This is a genomic window from Pedococcus aerophilus (assembly GCF_039532215.1).
GTDB classification, from domain to species: domain Bacteria; phylum Actinomycetota; class Actinomycetes; order Actinomycetales; family Dermatophilaceae; genus Pedococcus; species Pedococcus aerophilus.
In genome coordinates this window covers 228,668-245,734 of sequence record NZ_BAAARN010000005.1, presented here as the reverse complement: position 1 = coordinate 245,734, position 17,067 = coordinate 228,668, and the positions used below count along the sequence as shown (strand labels likewise).

General features: G+C 71.4%; 14 protein-coding genes. 7 read left to right on the top strand and 7 right to left on the bottom strand.

Annotation, left to right across the window (positions count from 1 at the left end):
* The first annotated feature begins 3 nt into the window (after window positions 1-3).
* Window positions 4-1,911 carry a glycosyltransferase family 2 protein gene (locus ABD286_RS17735; protein WP_344195939.1) on the top strand — a complete coding sequence of 636 codons (1,908 nt, stop codon included), beginning with the start codon at window positions 4-6 and terminating at the stop codon, window positions 1,909-1,911.
* 29 nt (window positions 1,912-1,940) lie between these two features.
* Here ABD286_RS17735 and ABD286_RS17730 read toward each other — a convergent pair whose 3' ends face one another.
* Both ABD286_RS17730 and ABD286_RS17725 read right to left on the bottom strand, forming a co-directional pair.
* Window positions 1,941-3,713 (bottom strand): hypothetical protein, encoded by a 1,773-nt coding sequence (locus ABD286_RS17730; RefSeq protein WP_344195937.1) that lies wholly within the window; start codon window positions 3,711-3,713, stop codon window positions 1,941-1,943.
* Window positions 3,710-5,530 carry a CDP-glycerol glycerophosphotransferase family protein gene (locus ABD286_RS17725; RefSeq protein ID WP_344195935.1) on the bottom strand — a complete coding sequence of 607 codons (1,821 nt, stop codon included), beginning with the start codon at window positions 5,528-5,530 and terminating at the stop codon, window positions 3,710-3,712. Before ABD286_RS17725 ends, ABD286_RS17730 begins: the two co-directional genes overlap by 4 nt.
* A 163-nt stretch (window positions 5,531-5,693) precedes the next feature.
* Here ABD286_RS17725 and ABD286_RS17720 point away from each other — a divergent pair, with 163 nt between their 5' ends.
* The 3 genes from ABD286_RS17720 to ABD286_RS17710 all read left to right on the top strand — a co-directional run bounded on the left by ABD286_RS17720 (window position 5,694) and on the right by ABD286_RS17710 (window position 7,732).
* Window positions 5,694-6,503, top strand: a complete 810-nt coding sequence (locus ABD286_RS17720; RefSeq protein WP_344195933.1) for an ABC transporter permease — start codon at window positions 5,694-5,696, stop codon at window positions 6,501-6,503.
* Window positions 6,503-7,261, top strand: a complete 759-nt coding sequence (locus ABD286_RS17715; protein WP_344195931.1) for an ABC transporter ATP-binding protein — start codon at window positions 6,503-6,505, stop codon at window positions 7,259-7,261. The genes ABD286_RS17720 and ABD286_RS17715 overlap by 1 nt, the downstream gene beginning before the upstream one ends.
* Window positions 7,262-7,327: 66 nt before the next feature.
* Window positions 7,328-7,732, top strand: coding sequence for an FAD synthase family protein (locus ABD286_RS17710; RefSeq protein WP_344195929.1), 405 nt, complete (start codon window positions 7,328-7,330; stop codon window positions 7,730-7,732).
* On the opposite strand, the gene ABD286_RS17705 is transcribed toward ABD286_RS17710, so the two are convergent.
* Window positions 7,682-8,128 (bottom strand): DUF2304 domain-containing protein, encoded by a 447-nt coding sequence (locus ABD286_RS17705; protein ID WP_344195927.1) that lies wholly within the window; start codon window positions 8,126-8,128, stop codon window positions 7,682-7,684. The two genes, ABD286_RS17710 and ABD286_RS17705, sit on opposite strands and share 51 nt — an antisense overlap.
* A complete protein-coding gene (locus ABD286_RS17700; RefSeq protein WP_344195925.1) occupies window positions 8,125-8,793 on the bottom strand; it encodes a glycosyltransferase family 2 protein in 669 nt (222 codons plus the stop codon). The genes ABD286_RS17705 and ABD286_RS17700 overlap by 4 nt, the downstream gene beginning before the upstream one ends.
* A 227-nt stretch (window positions 8,794-9,020) precedes the next feature.
* Here ABD286_RS17700 and ABD286_RS17695 point away from each other — a divergent pair, with 227 nt between their 5' ends.
* Window positions 9,021-11,399, top strand: a complete 2,379-nt coding sequence (locus tag ABD286_RS17695) for a SpoIID/LytB domain-containing protein (RefSeq protein ID WP_344195923.1) — start codon at window positions 9,021-9,023, stop codon at window positions 11,397-11,399.
* 118 nt (window positions 11,400-11,517) lie between these two features.
* Here ABD286_RS17695 and ABD286_RS17690 read toward each other — a convergent pair whose 3' ends face one another.
* Together ABD286_RS17690 and ABD286_RS17685 are read right to left on the bottom strand one after the other, a co-directional pair.
* Window positions 11,518-12,156, bottom strand: coding sequence for a CoA transferase subunit B (locus ABD286_RS17690; RefSeq protein WP_344195921.1), 639 nt, complete (start codon window positions 12,154-12,156; stop codon window positions 11,518-11,520).
* 1 nt (window position 12,157) lies between these two features.
* On the bottom strand, window positions 12,158-13,000 hold the full coding sequence (locus tag ABD286_RS17685; protein ID WP_344195919.1) for a CoA transferase subunit A: 843 nt from the start codon (window positions 12,998-13,000) through the stop codon (window positions 12,158-12,160).
* Window positions 13,001-13,391: 391 nt separating this feature from the next.
* Between ABD286_RS17685 and ABD286_RS17680 the strand changes: the two genes are divergently transcribed.
* A complete protein-coding gene (locus ABD286_RS17680; protein ID WP_344195918.1) occupies window positions 13,392-14,978 on the top strand; it encodes a peptidoglycan-binding domain-containing protein in 1,587 nt (528 codons plus the stop codon).
* Between the two features lie 32 nt (window positions 14,979-15,010).
* Here the strand turns inward: ABD286_RS17680 and ABD286_RS17675 are convergent, their stop codons facing one another.
* Complete coding sequence (locus ABD286_RS17675) at window positions 15,011-15,733, bottom strand: TIGR03089 family protein (protein ID WP_344195916.1); 723 nt, start codon at window positions 15,731-15,733, stop codon at window positions 15,011-15,013.
* A gap of 46 nt (window positions 15,734-15,779) precedes the next feature.
* On the opposite strand from ABD286_RS17675, the gene ABD286_RS17670 reads away from it, so the two are divergent.
* Window positions 15,780-16,973 carry an acyltransferase gene (locus ABD286_RS17670; RefSeq protein WP_344195914.1) on the top strand — a complete coding sequence of 398 codons (1,194 nt, stop codon included), beginning with the start codon at window positions 15,780-15,782 and terminating at the stop codon, window positions 16,971-16,973.
* Window positions 16,974-17,067 lie beyond the last annotated feature (94 nt).

The window sequence follows — 17,067 nt, the reverse complement described above, 5'->3', positions numbered from 1 at the left end:
GCAGTGCCAGTCAAGGTGAGCGTGGTGGTGCCGGTCTACAACCCCGGCCCCTACATCGACCCCTGCATCGAGTCCCTGCTCGGCCAGACGATGGCGGCCGAGGACCTCGAGCTGATCTTCGTCGACGACGGGTCCACGGACGACTCTTTGGCGAAGCTGCAGGCGGTGGCGGCCGAGCACCCGCAGGTCACCGTGATCCCGATCCCCAACTCGGGGTGGCCGGGCAAGCCGCGCAACACCGGGGCCGACCAGGCCAAGGGCGACTACGTCATGTTCGTCGACCAGGACGACACGATGGAGCCCGAAGCCCTCGAACGGATGCACACGCTGGGTGCCGCCAACGGTGCCGACGTCGTCCTCGGCAAGGTCATCAGCGACTTCCGGGGAGTCAACCACGAGGTCTACCGCTCCCACCGTCCGTCGTGCACCGTGTTCGACGCCCCGTTGATGGAGAGCCTCACCCCGCACAAGATGTTCCGAGCGGACTTCCTGCGGGAGAAGGGGATCCGCTACCCCGAGGGTCCCCGCCGCCTCGAGGACCAGCTCTACATGGCGAAGGCCTACTTCGCCGCGGACACCGCCACGATCGTCGGCGACTACGTCTGCTACCGGTACCTGCGTCGCCCGGACGGGGGCAACGCGGGGTCGAAGCGCTTCGACCCGGCCGTCTACTACGCGAACCTGCGCGAGGTGCTCGACGTCGTCGACGCGCACACCGAGCCGGGCGAGGGTCGGGACCATTTCTACCGCCGGTTCCTGCGCGTGGAGCTGCTCGGTCGGCTCGGCGGTGGCAAGGTGCTCAAGCACCCCGAGGACTACTTCGACGCCCTGCTCTCGGAGGTCCGCGCGCTGCTCGACGAGCGTTTCCCCGCTTCCGTGGACGCCGGTATGGGTGCAGCCATGCGGGTGCGGGCCGGCATCGTCCGCGCCGGGGGACGCGAGCCGATCATCGCCCTCGCCAAGGAGTACAACGCCGTCAAGGTGGCAGCCCAGCTGACGGGGATGCGGTGGACCGAGGCAGGTTTCGAGCTCGACGTCGAGGCCCGCCTGACCCACCGTGGGAACCCCCTCGTCCTCGAGTCCCGCGACGGCCGGTTGTTCCTGCCTCGCGACGTCGTCGGCGCCGCCTGCACCGACGAGGAGCGCCGGGTCGACGACCAGCTCGACAGCGTCCACGGGGACGTGGTGCTCCGGCACCGAGAGCTGCGCGACGAGTGGTTCCTGCCCGAGCCCCTGCTCGTGCAGCTCGAACCATCCGGTTCCGGGCAGGAGGTCGTCTGGAGGGGGACCGCGCTGGTCGACCCTGCCTCGGCTGCCGGGGGCTCACCGCTGCGAGCAGGCAAGCAGGACTTCCACCTCCGCATCGGGGCGTTCGGCTGGGCCCGTCAGCAGCGCCTCGGGGCAGAGCGCGTCGAGGGACTGTCCGTCCCTGACGTCTGCGTCGCGTCCGACGGCAGGCTGGTCGAGCGGTTCGACACCGATCCCCATGGCAACCTGAGCCTCAACGTCGGGATCAGCAAGGAGCGCGCGCGCACGCTCGTGGGCCGCACCGGGGTGCGGTCCGCGTCACGGACGCAGGTCGAGCTGGTGCCCGGTGCCCACGTCGAGCAGGGTGCGGCGGGCACCGGGACGCTCACGCTCCGGCGCGCCGACGGCCACAAGAGCTCGTGGCCGGTGTCCACCGAAGGCGGCCGCTGGGTCGCCGGCGCCCCGACGGGCCAGGCGCCACTGCGACCCGGGACGTACGCCCTGTCGCTGACGGCACCCGGACGGTGGGGTGCGGTCTCGCTGTCGGACGTCGTCGTCGTGACCCCTTTCGGCGTCACCAGCAGGCCCGCGTCCAGCGCTCCGACCGGGGCGGAGCGCCTGACGGGGCTGGCCGCGAAGCTGCGCAGGTCCGTCAGCCGCTGACGGCGCTCGTCAGGCGCCGCCGGCCTACGTCAGGCGCTCGCCGCCGGCCGCCGGCCCCACCGGGCCACGGCCTCGTCGAAGGCGCGGTCGAACCGCTCCACCGGGTCGCCCTGCTGCTCCCCGAGCAGGTAGGCGGTCGTCCTGGCCCGGTCCTCGCTGAGCGAGTCGACCTCACGGGCGTCCCGGACGTGGGCGGCGACCTCGCTGCCGTCGCCGACCAGGATGTAGGCGCCGGCGGCGGAGGGGAACTCCAGGCGGAACTGCTCGGGGCTGCTCGTGCCGAACTGAGTCACGACGTACGGCTTGCCCGAGGCGAGGAAGTCGGTGATGACGCTCGAGATGTCGCTGACGAGCAGGTCGGCCCGGTTGAACGCGTGGTAGAGCCCCTCGGACCCGGTGACCACCTCGTGCGGGCTCCCTGCCGCGGCGACGAGCTCCTTGAGCGCCTCGACCTCGTCACCGAACGCGGGGTCGTCCGTGCCGGTGCCGGGGTGCGGCTTGAAGAGCACCCGCACCCCGTCCATCGCGAGCAGCGTCTCGAGGACGACCCGGCCCTGGCTGAGGATCGAGGAGTACTCCCACTCCGCGAAGAACCCCTCGCGGGTGGGGGCGTAGAGCACCGTGTAGTCCCACTGCGACTGCGCGTCCTCGCCGTGGTGGTCCTCGGTCAGTGGCGCGGCCACCCTCTCGATGTCGGCGAGCTGGGGGCGACCGATTTCGCGGACCTGCTCGTCGCGGACGCCCACGTCGGCGACGCGGTAGCGGTCCCGGGCGGCAGGACCGCTGACCCACGCCTCGTCGAAGATGCGGGTGAGGACGGTGGCGCTGCCGCCCTTGTCGCTGTCACCGTGGCCGACGAACACGTCGACGATCCCCGGCAGCCGCAGGAGGTGGTTGTTGGTGGCGACGTTGGACGGGTAGAGGGCGATCCGCACCGAGGGCGGCACCACGCGCTCGATGTCGCCGGCGCGGCTCACCATGACGACCGGGAGCGTGTCGGTGGCCACGAGGGGTTCGTTCCAGGCCTCACGGACCAGGACGACGACCTTGCGGTCGATCTGCTCGAGCGTCGGCATCCAGACGTTGGCGATGTAGCCGATCGCCTCGGGGCGGCTGTAGTAGAACAACGCCTCGGGCGCGAGCGATCGCAGGGCGTCGGCCAGCAGCTCGACCGTCTCCTCGTGCGTCGTGTCCCGTCGGGCGCGGAGCGCGTCCACGAGGGCCAGGGTCACGAACAGGGCGCAGATGCCTGCGGCGACGACGGCGGCCACGGGGACGGCGGCGTCCGGCCCGCCTGCCAGCGGGACCACCACGCCGGCCACCAGCGACAGGGTCGCGGCCGAGATCCAGCGCTGGCCCTCGCCGAGCAGGACCGGCGCGATCGGAGCGCGCCGGACCACGCCGGGTACCTCGAAGTTGCGCCAGGTGACCGGCGACAACCGGTGGGCCCGCGCGTCGGCCAGGAGCACCTGCAGGGCCAGGCGGGCGAGCCAGACGGCGGCGAGGGTGAACGCGACGAGGACGACCGTGCCGTGGTCCGCGCCGAACGCGGCGACGGCGAGACCCCCGAGCAGCAGGCCGCGCACGCCGGTGCGGACGGTCAGCCCGGCACCGAAGGACTCCAGCGCGCGACCGACGCGGGGCTGCTGGCGGACCATCCCCTCGCCGAGCAGCCCCACGAGGGTGCCGAGGACGAAGACGACGGCCGACAGCGCCGGGTGGTCACCGGCCAGGGGGAGGGCCAGCGCAAGCAGGGCGAAGCCCGCGCCGAGCACGCCGATGACGGGCAGGTAGGTCTTCACGCGTTCTCCTCGACGGCCTCGGACTCGATCGCCTGCACCTGGGCGGCGGCGATGCTGCGCGCGAGCGCCGCCTCGCTGCGCCCGACGGCGCGGGTGACCTCGTCGGTGAACCGGGCGATGGGGTCCTCGACGGGCTCGCCGAGGAAGTAGGTGGCGAGCTCGAGCCTGCGCCGGCGCAGCGTGTCCGGGCCGGCGGCGTCCTCGAGAGCCGCCAGGACGGCCGCTGCGTCGGGGCCGACGACCCCGCCGCCCGCGGTGCTGGGGAACTCCGCGTGGAACTCGTCCAGCGGCACGCCCTTGGGGTTGGTCACGAGGTAGGGCTTGCGGGAGGCGAGGAAGTCCGCGACGACGCTGGAGATGTCGGCGACCAGGACGTCGGCCTCGTTGAACGCGCGGTACAGGGCGTCGGGCTCGGTTCCGACGACCTCGTGCGGCCCCGAGGCGAGGCGGTGCTCGATGGCGGCGCGGGCGGTGGCGGCGGCGTTGAGCCGGGTGCCGGTGGCCGGGTGCGCCTTGAACAGCACCCGGACCTCGCGGTCGGCCCCGAGCAGCGCGTCGACGATCAGCTCGCCCATCGGTGCCACGGACGAGTAGTTGACGCCCTCGAAGTTGCCCTCCCACGTCGGGGCGTAGAGCACGGTCAGCGGCGAGGCCTGCTGAGCGCTGTCGGGGACGGCCTCGATGTGGGCCAGCTGCGGACGCCCGACCGTGACGAGCTGGTCGGGACGCACGCCCTCGCCGCGCTGGAGGTAGCGGTCGCGGGCCGCCTCGCCGGCCACCCAGATCTCGTCGAACACCCGGTGCAGCGGGCTGTAGGTGACCGACTTGTCGCCGTCGCCGTGGTTGATGAAGACGTGGCGCAGTCCGCGCAGGCGGATCATGTGGTTGTTCTTGATGACGGTGGTGGGGTAGAGCGCCACCCGCATCGACGGCAGCTGGAACGCCTCCACGTCCTTGGCCTTCGGCAGCACCACGACCGGGGTCCGGGTCGGCAGGAGGGCGTCGAGGTGGCGGCTCTCGCGGATGAAGATCACCGTGGGCTGCTCGATGCGGTCGATGGTCTCGAGCCAGACGTTGAGCTGGTAGGTCGTGTCGGGTCCGCCGCTGAAGTACACGACGACCTCGGGGGCGAGCTGCTCGAGAGCGGCGAGGACCTCGGCCTTCTCCTCCTGCGGCGTGGGCAGCCGGTCGACCAGGCGACGCCGCGCCAGTCCCCGCGCCACGACGAACACCCCGCCGACGACGACGAGCGCCAGCCCGACCCATACCGGCCAGGCAGCCCCGAGGGTCCAGGAGGCGACGAGCCCCAGGACGAAGGCCACGTCCACGTGCAGCGCGAACCGCGCGCCGGCGATGGTCCAGACCCGCGGCAGGGTGGTGGGGAGGATGGTCGGTCCGCTCTCCGCGCCGTTGACGTCCAGCCCCCGCCACCAGACGCGTCCGCGGCGTCGCCGGCGGGTCCACGCCCCGAGGAGCCGGTATGCGGCGTGGGCGCCGTGGATGACCAGGACCGAGGCCATCGCCACGACGACCAGGGTGACCGTCGGGGTGGTCAGCAGCGCCCAGCCGAGGAAGGCCACGGCCTGGCGGAACAGGTGGCGGTGGACCGGGGCCATCTCGCGGGCGTTGAACCACGCGACTGCCCGCGGGTCCACGGTGTAGAAGGCGCCGTCGGCGACGTAGTTGACGACCAGCGCCGCGGCGAGCACCCAGCCCCACTCCTGGAACGCCGCGACGAGCATGACCGCCGAGCTGACGACCCACGTGAGGCTGACGACGGCCTCGTCACGGTGTGGGATCGAGGGCAGTCGAGTCATGGTGTCCTGTTCGTCGTTCAGCGGCGCCCCGGCTGCTCCACCGGGCTGCGCCGAGGATACCGGGGTGGCGTAGCCTGCGTCGGCGGGCGGCACGCGAGATGATGCCCACCGGACGATGCCCGTCCACCCCCGGTGGATGCTGGCCCTGACAGGCGAAGGACCCATGAAGCTGATCACGCGGACCCAGGCGGTCGTGTCCCGCCGCAGCGTCCTGTGGACCCTCATCGTGCGCGACCTGCGAGTGCGCTACTCCCGCAGCGTGCTCGGCTACGTGTGGACCATCCTCGACCCGCTGCTGATGTCGTCGATCTACTTCCTGGTCTTCGTCTACATCTTCAAGCGCGACGACCTCGGCCACGAGCCGTACTTCATGTTCCTCGTCGTGGGTCTGCTGTCGTGGCAGTGGTTCTCGGGGTGCCTCACGGACACGTCGCGCTCGCTGATCCAGGAGCAGAAGCTCGTCCGGTCGACGAACCTGCCGCGCGAGCTGTGGGTTCTGCGGGTGGTGTTCTCCAAGGGGATCGAGTACCTGCTGTCCCTGCCGGTGCTGATCTTCTTCGCCGTCGTCTACATCGCCAGGGGCGAGCTGCACCTCAACGGGTGGATCGTGCTCTTCCCTCTCGCGGTGCTCGTCCAGTGCATCGCCCTCATCGGGATCGGACTGATCCTCGCGCCGATCACGGCCCTGGTCACCGACACCCAGCGGGTCGTGCGCATCGTCAGCCGGGTGCTGTTCTACGCGACCCCGGTGATCTACGCAGCGCACCTCGTCCCTCACCCCTACGACAAGGTCACCTGGATCAACCCGCTGGTCGGCATCCTCGAGGCGATGCGGGCCGGCCTCTTCCCCCATGACAGGTTCCCGATCCTGTGGGGTGCCATCGCGGCGTCCGTCGTCGTGTCCGTGGCCCTTCTGCTCATCGGTGTCCGTGTCTTCACGCGGCTCGAGCGCGCCGTGCTCAAGGAGATCTGATGGTCGACCACCACGAGCCGATCATCTCCGCCCGCGGGCTGGGTGTGGAGTTCTACCGCTCCCGCCGCCGTCGCATGCAGCTGCGCGAGATGATCTTCCACGGACGCACCGGGGCGACCCGCGAGACCTTCTGGGCGCTGCGCGACGTCAGCTTCGACATCAGGCCCGGTGAGGCCGTCGGCCTCGTCGGCGGCAACGGCAGCGGCAAGAGCACCCTGCTCAAGATGATCGCCGGGGTGTTGCTCCCCGACGAGGGCGACGTGCAGGTGACGGGCGGGGTGGCCCCGCTCATCGAGCTCACCGGCGGCTTCCTCGGCGAGCTGTCGGCCCGCGACAACATCCACCTGACGGCCGGCCTGCACGGCCTGTCCAAGGCGCAGATCGAGGAGCGGTTCGACGAGATCGTCGACTTCGCCGGTCCGGAGGTGCGGGCCGGGCTCGACACCCCCTACCGCCACTTCTCCAACGGCATGAAGGTGCGGCTCGGCTTCTCCGTGGTCACCACCCTCGACGAGCCGATCGTCCTTGTCGACGAGGTGCTGGCGGTGGGCGACCGCGGCTTCCGCGAGAAGTGCTACGGCCGGATGGAGTCGCTGCTCGAGGACGGCAAGACGCTGTTCCTCGTCTCCCACTCCGAGAAGGACCTGCGCCGCTTCAGCACCCGTGGTCTCTACCTGCGCAAGGGCGCGCTCACGATGGACGGTCCCATGGAGGACGTCCTCGAGCGCTACAACCACGACCTCGACGCCGATGCCTGACGTGTCGCAACGACCCAGCACCACCTCGCCGGCCACCCGGCGGGTCCACCGAGCGAGGAGCACCGCGTGACCGAGCGCACCGTCATCACCTTCGGCACCTTCGACGTGCTGCACGTCGGCCACATCCGGGTCCTCAAGCGGGCGGCGGAGTTCGGTGACCGCCTCGTCGTCGGCGTCTCCGCCGACGAGCTCAACATGGCCAAGAAGGGCCGGGCCCCGGTCTTCGACCAGGACGAGCGGGTCGAGATCATCAGCAGCCTGAAGATGGTCGACGAGGTCTTCGTCGAGGAGTCGCTGGAGAAGAAGCGCGACTACATCGTCGAGCACGGGGCGTCGGTGCTCGTCATGGGCGACGACTGGGCCGGCAAGTTCGACTGGGTCAGCGACGTCTGCGAGGTGGTCTACCTGCCGCGGACCCCGTCAGTCTCGACCACCGGTCTCATCGAGCACATCGCCAAGATCGCGCCCTGACGCGGGCCCTGTGGCGGGCCTTGACGCGGGCATGGACGCGGGCTGCCCTGTCGCCGGGAAGTCGCGCTTCGCCTCGTCGAGCGCGAGCCGGCGCGCGAGGCGGGTGTACCGCGTCTCGAGGTCGCGGAACCGCAGGTACGTCGTCACGGTGAAGCTGAGGAACGCCACGACCAGCGCGTAGAGCACCATGTCCGTGCCGCGGCCCACACCGACGAAGCGGGCGATGCGGTTCCAGACGTCGGGCACGAGGATCGAGAAGACCGCGAACGCGGCGAACAGCAGCAGCCCGAGGCGACGGATGGCCTGGGCGCGGGCCCCGTTGAACCGGAACAGCCTCGCGACGACCGCCACCACGACACCGATGAGCACGACCTGGATCAGCACGATGTTGGTCATCGGAGAATCAGCTCCACGAGGATGTTGACGGCGTTCCAGATCGACTGGCCCTTGGCCTTGGAGTAGTCGGTGTAGAGGATGTGCACCGGGCTTTCGCCGTACCGGACGTCCATGTCGCCGATCTGGGCGACGAGCTCCGACGCGTGCGCCATGCGGTTCTGGGTGATGTCGATCCGCTCGACCACGGGCCGCGAGATCAGCCGCAGGCCGTTGTGCGCGTCGGTGAGCCGGGTCTTGGTGGTGAGGTTGGTGTAGCCGACCGCTGCCCGCAGGACGAGCTTCTTGAGGAACGACGCCTTGGTCCGGTCGTCGAGGAACCTCGACCCGAAGACCACGTCCAGCGACTCCGCGCGCGCCTTGTCCAGCATCGCCACGACATCCGCGACCTGGTGCTGCCCGTCCGCGTCGAAGGTGACGACCCACTGCATACCGGGGTCGCCGAGGGCGTAGCTGAAACCGGTCTGGAGGGCCGCGCCCTGCCCGAGGTTGACGGGGTGCCGCACCACGACGGCACCTGCGGCCTCGGCGGCAGCGGCGCTCGCGTCGCGCGACCCGTCGTCGATGCAGACGACGTGCGGGAAGACCGCTCTGGCGGTGGCCACCACGTCACCGATGACCTGGGCCTCGTTGTAGAGCGGTATGACCAGCCAGACGTCGTCGTTCATCGTCGGCCAGCCTAGTGGCCCGTGCACGTGACGCTGGTCAGGCGCGGTGGGGGAGGAGGAGAATCGGCGGTGCGGGTGGTGGGGTGGCCCGCGTAACGAAAAGGCCACGGCTGTTCTCCTCAGGCTGGGACCACCGTGACCGATGTGTGACTGTGGGCCCTGTTGCCCGATTTGGCGGCGCCTCCTGCCCGCTCCGACAGACTCATGAGAGTGAGAGGACACCCCCCGTGTTCCGAACCACGCGACGGTATGCCGTCCGCTCCCTCGCTGCGACGGCCGTCGGTGCCGTAGCCCTCGGGTTGGCCGTGCCCACCGCGGCGTCCGCCGCCGGCTCCGCACCGGACCCGCAGTGGGGCGCCAACCAGCCGCGCCCGACGTTCGAGGAGAGCCCCGCCGACGGCAACCCGGACGGGCCGGCCCTCGACCCGACGGCCCAGGCGGTCGGCCCCAGCGAAGCCGCGGCCGCCACCGACGCGCAGCGCGCGGCCGGCGCGGGCGCGACCGCTGCCGGGGCGTCCTCGTGGGTGCTGCGCGGAGCAGGCTGGGGCCACGGCATCGGCATGAGCCAGTACGGCGCGTTCGAGATGGCCAAGGCCGGCAGCACGGCCTCGCAGATCCTGCGGCACTACTACACGGGCACGACGTACGACGCGGTCACCGACAACCAGACGCTGGACGTCAACATCCTCAACCAGGTCTCCGGGTCGAGCACGGTGACGGCCGTCCCGTCCCTGGTCGCGTCGGGCAACGGTGGCGGCGCGTTCACCGTCGTGGTCGCCGGTGACTCCCGCACCATGACCGGCAAGCTCGGTGACGCGGTGGCGTTCAGCCGCTCGGGCGCCACCATCAAGGCCAGCTGCTCGTCGTGCACCGGCGCGACCTCGCTCGCGGGCGCGACGGCCATCCTGCGCTGGGACAGCCTCCCGGGCATGAACGACAAGACCCTGATGAAGATCGGCGGGACGCAGTACCGCGACGGCACCGTCCGGATGAAGCCCTACGGCACGAGCAGCTGGAACGTCGTCAACCGCGTGCGGCTGCACGACGAGTACCTCGACTACATCGCCGAGAGCCCCTGGTCGTGGAACGTGGAGGCGCTGAAGGCCCAGGCCGCCGCAGCGCGCGGCTACGCCCTGAGCAAGTACCAGGCGCTCGGCGGGAAGGTGAAGTCGTCCTGCGACTGCCACCTCTACGACACCACCGCCGACCAGGTCTACGCCGGCTACTCGACCGTGCTGGGCAACGGCAACCAGCCGTGGTGGCCCAACTGGCGCAACGCCGTCCGCGCCGCGTCGTCCGCCGACCGCGGCTACGTCGCCCGGTACGACGGCGCCATCATCCAGGCCTTCTTCTCCTCGTCCTCGGGGGGACGTACCGAGAACAACGAGGACGTCTGGGGCGGCACGCCGCTGCCGTACCTGCGCGGTGTCTCGGACCCGTGGAGCCTCAAGTCCAGCAACCCGGCACGCGACTGGCGCCAGGTCGCCAGCACCTCCTCGCTGGCCAGGGTCTTCGGACTCACCGACGTCGCCCGGCTGGACCTGTCCGACCGCACCGCCAACGGCGGGGTCCGCACCGCGACCGCCACCTCGTCGGCAGGGACGGTCAAGACCGTCACCGGCGACCGGCTCCGCGCCGTGGTCGCCTCGGGGTCGCCGTTCTCCGGTCAGGTGAACTCGACGATGATCCGGCACCTCACTGGCCGACTGTCCGGGGCCGACCGCTACGCCTCGGCGGCCGCCGTCGCCGGTCGCGTGTCGCAGTCCGCCAGCGCCGTGGTCATCGCCGGCGGCGACGGCCTGCTCGTGGACGCCGCCGTCTCCGGGCCGCTGGCCGCCACCGTGGGTGGCCCGCTCCTGCTGACCCAGCAGGGCAGGCTCCCCTCCGCCACCGTCACCGAGCTGAACCGCCGCGGCAGCGCCGTCAGGACGGCATACATCGTCGGTGGCACCTCGGTCGTCTCCGACGCGGTGGCCTCCCAGCTGACCAAGCGCGGCATCACGGTGAAGCGCCTCGGTGGGGCCAACCGGTTCGCGACGTCCGCCCTGGTGGCCAAGCTCATCAAGTCCAAGCGCGCCGTGCCGACCGTCGTCATCGCCGGCGGCGAGGGCCTGCCCGACGCCCTCGGGGTGTCCGGACCCGCGTCCGCCCTGCGTGAGCCGATCCTGCTCACGCCGGTCGACCGCCTGCACGACTCGACCCGCTCGGCGCTGACCGCCACCGGGGCCACGGCGGCCCGGATCGTCGGTGGCGAGGCGGTCGTCTCCGCGACGGTCCAGTCGCAGCTCAAGGCGGCCGGGCTCACCACCATCACGCGGCTCGGCGGGGCGGACCGGTACGAGGTCTCGGCAGCCGTCGCGGCGTTCTACGGCCCCCGCATGCCGGTGAGGTCCGAGATCGTGCTGACCTCGGGCAGGGACGGCGCCCTGGTCGACTCGCTCGTGGCAGGCACCCTCCAGCGCGTCATCGCGCTGACGCAGGGCTCCACCCTCGGCGGCGACGCCCTCGCGACGCTGCAGACGAGCTCCCAGCTGGAGACGCTCACCGCGGTGGGTGGCACGGCGGTGGTCTCGAGCCGGACGCTGACGACCGCAGCGAACAGCTGAGGCGACGACGAAGGGCCCGCACCGATGGTGCGGGCCCTTCGTCGTGCGTCAGGAGGATCGGGATGGCTCACGCGGCCCGTCGGGCCGTCAACCCTCGTCGCGTCAGCCGTTGGTCCCGTCAGGCGAGGTCGGTCGTGAACTTCGGCTCGGTCTTCTCGCGGACCTCGTCCTCGGTGACTCCCTCGGCGAGCTCGCGCAGGACCAGGCCGTCGTCGGTGACGTCGAAGACGCACAGGTCGGTGATGATCCGCTGGACGACGCCGCGGCCGGTGTAGGGCAGCGAGCACTCGTCGACGATCTTGTAGGACCCGTCCTTGGCGTTGTGCTCCATGAGGACGATGACCTTCTTGGCGCCGTGGACCAGGTCCATCGCGCCGCCCATGCCCTTGACCATCTTGCCGGGGATCATCCAGTTGGCGATGTCGCCCTTCGCGGACACCTGCATCGCGCCGAGGATCGCCGCGTCGACCTTCCCGCCGCGGATCATGCCGAAGCTCTGGGCCGAGTCGAAGAAGGACGCCCCACGACGCAGGGTCACGGTCTCCTTGCCGGCGTTGATGAGGTCCGGGTCCTCTTCTCCCTCATAGGGATACGCGCCGACGCCGAGGATGCCGTTCTCGGACTGCAGGACGATCTCGACGTCGTCCGGGACGTAGTTGGGGACCAGCGTCGGCAAGCCGATGCCGAGGTTGACGTACGAGCCGTCGGACAGCTCCTGGGCGGCGCGGGCCGCCATCTGCTCACGGGTCAGTGCCATCTCAGGCCTCCTTGCTCGTGCCGTCGGTGGCGGGGGTCTCGCTGCCGGCGCCCGCAGGCGCGTCGCCGCCCTCGGTGCGCGGGCGGGTGGTGCGGCGCTCGATCTTCTTGTCGGCGGCCTGCTCCGCGGTCAGCGGCAGCACCCGGTGCACGTAGATGCCGGGCAGGTGGACCTGGTCGGGCTCGAGCTCGCCGGGCTCGACCAGCTCCTCGACCTCGGCGATGGTGACACGGCCCGCCATGGCGGCGAGCGGGTTGAAGTTGCGCGAGCTCTTGCGGAAGACGAGGTTGCCGTGGCGGTCGCCCTTCCAGGCGCGGACCAGGCCGAAGTCGGCGACGATCGCCCGCTCGAGGATGAACTCCTTGTCCTCGCCGTCGATCTCGAAGACCTTGCTCTCCTTGGGAGGTGAGGCCTTCGCGACGCTGCCGTCGGCGGCATACAGCCAGGGCAGGCCACCCTCGGCGACCTGGGTGCCGGCACCGGTCACGGTGTAGAACGCGGGGATGCCGGAGCCGCCGGCGCGCAGGCGCTCGGCGAGGGTGCCCTGCGGCGTGAGCTCGACCTCGAGCTCGCCCGAGAGGTACTGGCGGGCGAACTCCTTGTTCTCCCCGACGTACGAGGAGACCATGCGGCGGATCCGCTTGTCCTTGAGCAGGATCCCGAGGCCCCACTCGTCCACGCCACAGTTGTTGGAGATGGCCTCGAGGTCGCTCACCCCCGTGTGGTGGATCGCGTCGATGAGCACGCTCGGGACCCCGCAGAGCCCGAAGCCACCCACCGACAGGGAGGAGCCGTCGACGATTCCGTCGATGGCCTCGGCTGCGGAGGAGACGACTTTGTCCATGGCGGCGACTCTAGTCGGCAGCCTCGACGCCCCGTGCGTGGTCCCTCCCCACCGTTCCGCCCACCGCGCGTGTCCGGCCCACACCCAGGACCCCAACCACTCAGGGAGGGGGAGTGGCATCAGGTGCGCACTGAGGGAGGGGGGCCCGAGGACCACCCCCGTGTGCCCCGACCGGACGGAACAGCACGGGCAGGAAAAGCGGCAGCGCCATCGACCGGACGGGGGAGGGAGAGTCGAACTCCACGGTTGTAGTTCGGATGAAGCCCTTGTGACAGGAGTGCACTGGTGGGACAAATGTCTCGCCCGCTCCGGACGTCACCCTCCGGGACGGGCGTTTTGCCGATCCGCCAGCGCCTCCTGACCAGAGGCGCCATCCCCCCTGGAGCGTCCTGTGTCGCGTGCTGCCCGTGCCCTCGGCGTGCTGAGCATCCCCGCCCTCACCGTCCCCTTCGTCATCTCGAGCGCGCAGGCCGCCCCCGTGCCGAAGCCCCCGACCAAGGCGCTGCCCTCGGCCCTGGACGTCGCCTCGCCCTACCAGGCGCAGCGGCTGTGCGACCCGGTCGCCAAGCCCGGGGTCCTCGCCTTCGCGCAGCTCTTCTCCTCGCACTACGGCCTCGGCGCCTCGTCCTACGGCATCATCCGCAACTGCAACAGCGGCGTGACCGAGCACTCCGAGGGCCGCGCCTGGGACTGGATGCTCAGCGTCAACAAGCCGCACGAGAAGGCCGTCGCCGACGCGGTGACCGCGTGGCTCTCCGCGCCCGACGCGCAGGGGCGGCCCGGGGCCATGGCCCGTCGCTTCGGGATCATGTACATCATCTGGAACAAGAAGATGTGGCGCGCCTACGACCCCGGCCGCGGCTGGGCGCCGTACACCGGTTCCGCTCCGCACACCGACCACATCCACTTCTCGTTCTCGTGGGACGGCGCCTACGGCCGCACGTCCTGGTGGACCGGTCGGGCGATCACGACCAGCGACCCCGGGCCGTCGTCGGCGCCCAAGCCGGCTCCCGCCGCGACGTCGTACCCGCGGCTGGCGCAGGGGTCGACCGGCCCCTACGTGGCCCTGGCGCAGAAGGTCGTGGGAGCCACCGCGGACGGGCAGTTCGGCCCCCGGACCGAGGCCGCCGTCCGCACCTGGCAGGGCAAGCACTCCGTCGCGGTCACCGGGGTCATGGACGCGCCGACCTGGGCCCGGATGGTGGCGCTCAAGCTCGTCCCCGCCCGAGGCGCAGCGACCCCGGCCAAGCCCGCTCCTGCCAAGCCCAGCAAGCCCAAGCCTGCCGCGCACCCCCTGGCCCCGTATGCCGCGACGACCATCAAGAAGGGCGCCACCGGTCCCGCGGTGGTGGGCCTGCAGCGCACGCTCGGCATCACTGCTGACGGCCAGTTCGGGCCGAAGACCGAGGCTGCGGTCAAGACGTACCAGACCCGTCGCAACCTCACCCCCAACGGGATCGTCGGCCCGTCGACGTGGCAGGCGCTGATGGGTGTGCGGACCAGCACCCCCACGCCCTCGCGTTCCACGCCGGCCCGCACGTCCACGGCATACACCTCGCTGATGGGCACCGTGCTGCGCACCGGCTCGCGGGGCGACGCGGTGAAGGTCCTCCAGCGGGCCCTCGGCGGGCTCGCCGTCGACGGTGGGTACGGGCCCCGCACCGCTGCGGCGGTCACGGCCTTCCAGAAGGCCCGCAAGCTGCCCGCGACCGGTGTCACGGACAGCAGGGTCTGGAAGGCGCTGGAGGACCGCGACTTCCCCCTGCGGGCCCACTACGCCGTCGTCCTCAGGAAGGGCTCGAGCGGCCCGGCGGTCGTCGCGCTGCAGAAGGCGCTGCGCATCGGTGCCGACGGTGCGTTCGGGCCACAGACCGAGGCCGCGGTCAAGGCGCTGCAGGGACGGGCGAAGATCGCGCGCACCGGCGTCGTCGCGACCGTGACGTGGAAGGCCGTCGAGGCCGAGCTGCGCAAGCGCTGAGCTGCGGCAGAGGCCTCAAGACCCGCGGAGGCCTACTGCTGCAGCGTGATTCCCTCGGTGTCGACCCGGTGGACGCGGGCTGCCTCGTCGAGCCCGCCGCGGCTGATCACCACCGAGCCGTCCACGGCCCACGCGGCCAGGGCGGCGGAGAGCACCTCGGCCAGGTCGGTGCCCTCGAGGTGCACGCGCACCCCGCGGTCCCAGCCGCGGTCGGTGACGACCTCGCCGTATGCCGTGTCCTCGCCGTCGGTGCGCAGCGCGGGGTCGGCGTCGTCCGGCTCCTCCCAAGCGGCGAACTGGTCGCCATAGGAGGACAGCTCCGCCGCCTCGTCCATGGCGGTCCGTGCCGGGTCGGCGTCGGGGGCACGGCGGGCGAGCGCGGCCAGTGTGACGAGCACGGCCTCACCCGGGAAGCCTTCTGCCGCAGCAGGATCGGTGGTGACGAGGACGTCGTCCTGTTCGTCGGAGGACGGGGTGCCGGTGACAACGGTGGCGCCGACGGACCAGGTGGCCAGCGCCCAGTACACCGACCGCCAGTGCGGCGGCAGGTCGAGCCGCACGGTGGAGCCGGGCGAGACGTCGAGCTCCTCCTGCAGGGCGTTCGCCGCCTTGTTGACCCAGTTGGCCAGGACCTTGCCGCTGAGCTCGATGCGCTCGCCGCGGGTGGGGCCGTCGGTGTCCTCGTAGAAGGTGATCCGCGGGCGCGCCGGGTCGGTCCGCAGCAGGGTGGCGAGGACGCTCGAGGGGGTGCTCATGCCGCCACAGTATGGGCGGGAGGCCTGCGTGCTCCATGCTGGTCCCATGGACGCCCCCCCGACGCCCACGCCCCAGCACACCCGGCCGTCGACCGCCCAGCAGCTCGCCTACACGAGCTGGTTGCGCGTGATCGCGATCATCGGTGTCGTCCTCATCCACGTCGCCGGACTGACGTACATCAACCCCGACGTGCGCGGGCAGGCCTCGTGGTGGCTCGCCGCCGCGCTGGACTTCGGTGCGAAGTGGGCCGTCCCGGTCTTCGTCATGGTCAGCGGGGCGGTCATCCTCCGCCCGTCGTCCTCGTCGTCCTCGTCGTCCTCGTCGTCCTCGTCGTCCTCGCCGGCAGCGCCGACCCCGTCGGCGCGGGAGTTCTACCGGCGGCGCCTCGGTCGGCTGGGGATCCCGCTCGTCTTCTGGCACCTCGTCTACGTCGTCCTGGTCGTCGCCGTGGTCGACACCGAGACGACGGCGGCCGGCATCGTGGCGAACCTCCTGCGCGGCGAGGTCTACACGGCCCTGTACTTCTTCTGGCTCATCCTGGGTCTGTACGCGCTGGTGCCGATGCTCTGGCCCGTGGTCCGGGTGTGGAGCCCACGGCAGCTCGGCACGGCGGGCGCCGCCCTGGTGGCGCTCCCGGCCCTGGACGCCGCGCTGCGCGGGATCATCGCCCTGCTCGAGGACAGCGCGGTGCGTGAGCCCCCGCTGACCCTGCTGACCCAGTTCGTCCCCTACATCGGCTTCCTCCTGCTGGGCCACGCCCTGGGCGGGGTCGTCCTGCGGGGCCGGGCGCTGCTGCTCGTCGCGCTGGTCTGGGTCGCCACGTCCACCGAGCTCGTCCTCCAGTCGGCCTTGGTCGGCGACCCGTCCTCGGACGTCGGCACACCGACCGGCGGGGGAGCGGTGTTGGCCGCGGTCTCGCCGCTGACCTACCAAGGGGCGGTCCTGGCGCTGAGCGCCGTGTCGTTGTTCGTCCTCGTCCGGAGCGTGGTGCACCCGGCCTCCGGCCTCGCCGCACCGGCCGCGGCCCAGCGCATGCGACGACTGGGCGACCTCACGTTCGGGGTGTTCGCCTGCCACCTGCTCGTCCTCGCCGTGGTCACCCGGTTGCCGGGGGTCGACCTCGTCGAGGGCGCGGAGTCGGTGCCGGGGGTCCTCGGCCTCGTCGCGGTGGTGGTCGTGCTCTCCTTCGCCCTCACCGCGCTCCTTGCCCGGCTCCCCGGACTGCGTCGCGTCGTCTGAGCCCGCCTCGCCCGCAACGGGAGTCTTTGAGTGGTCCGACGGGTTCCGGCCCGCTGGACCACTCAAAGACTCCAGGGTCGCGGCACTCCGGCGT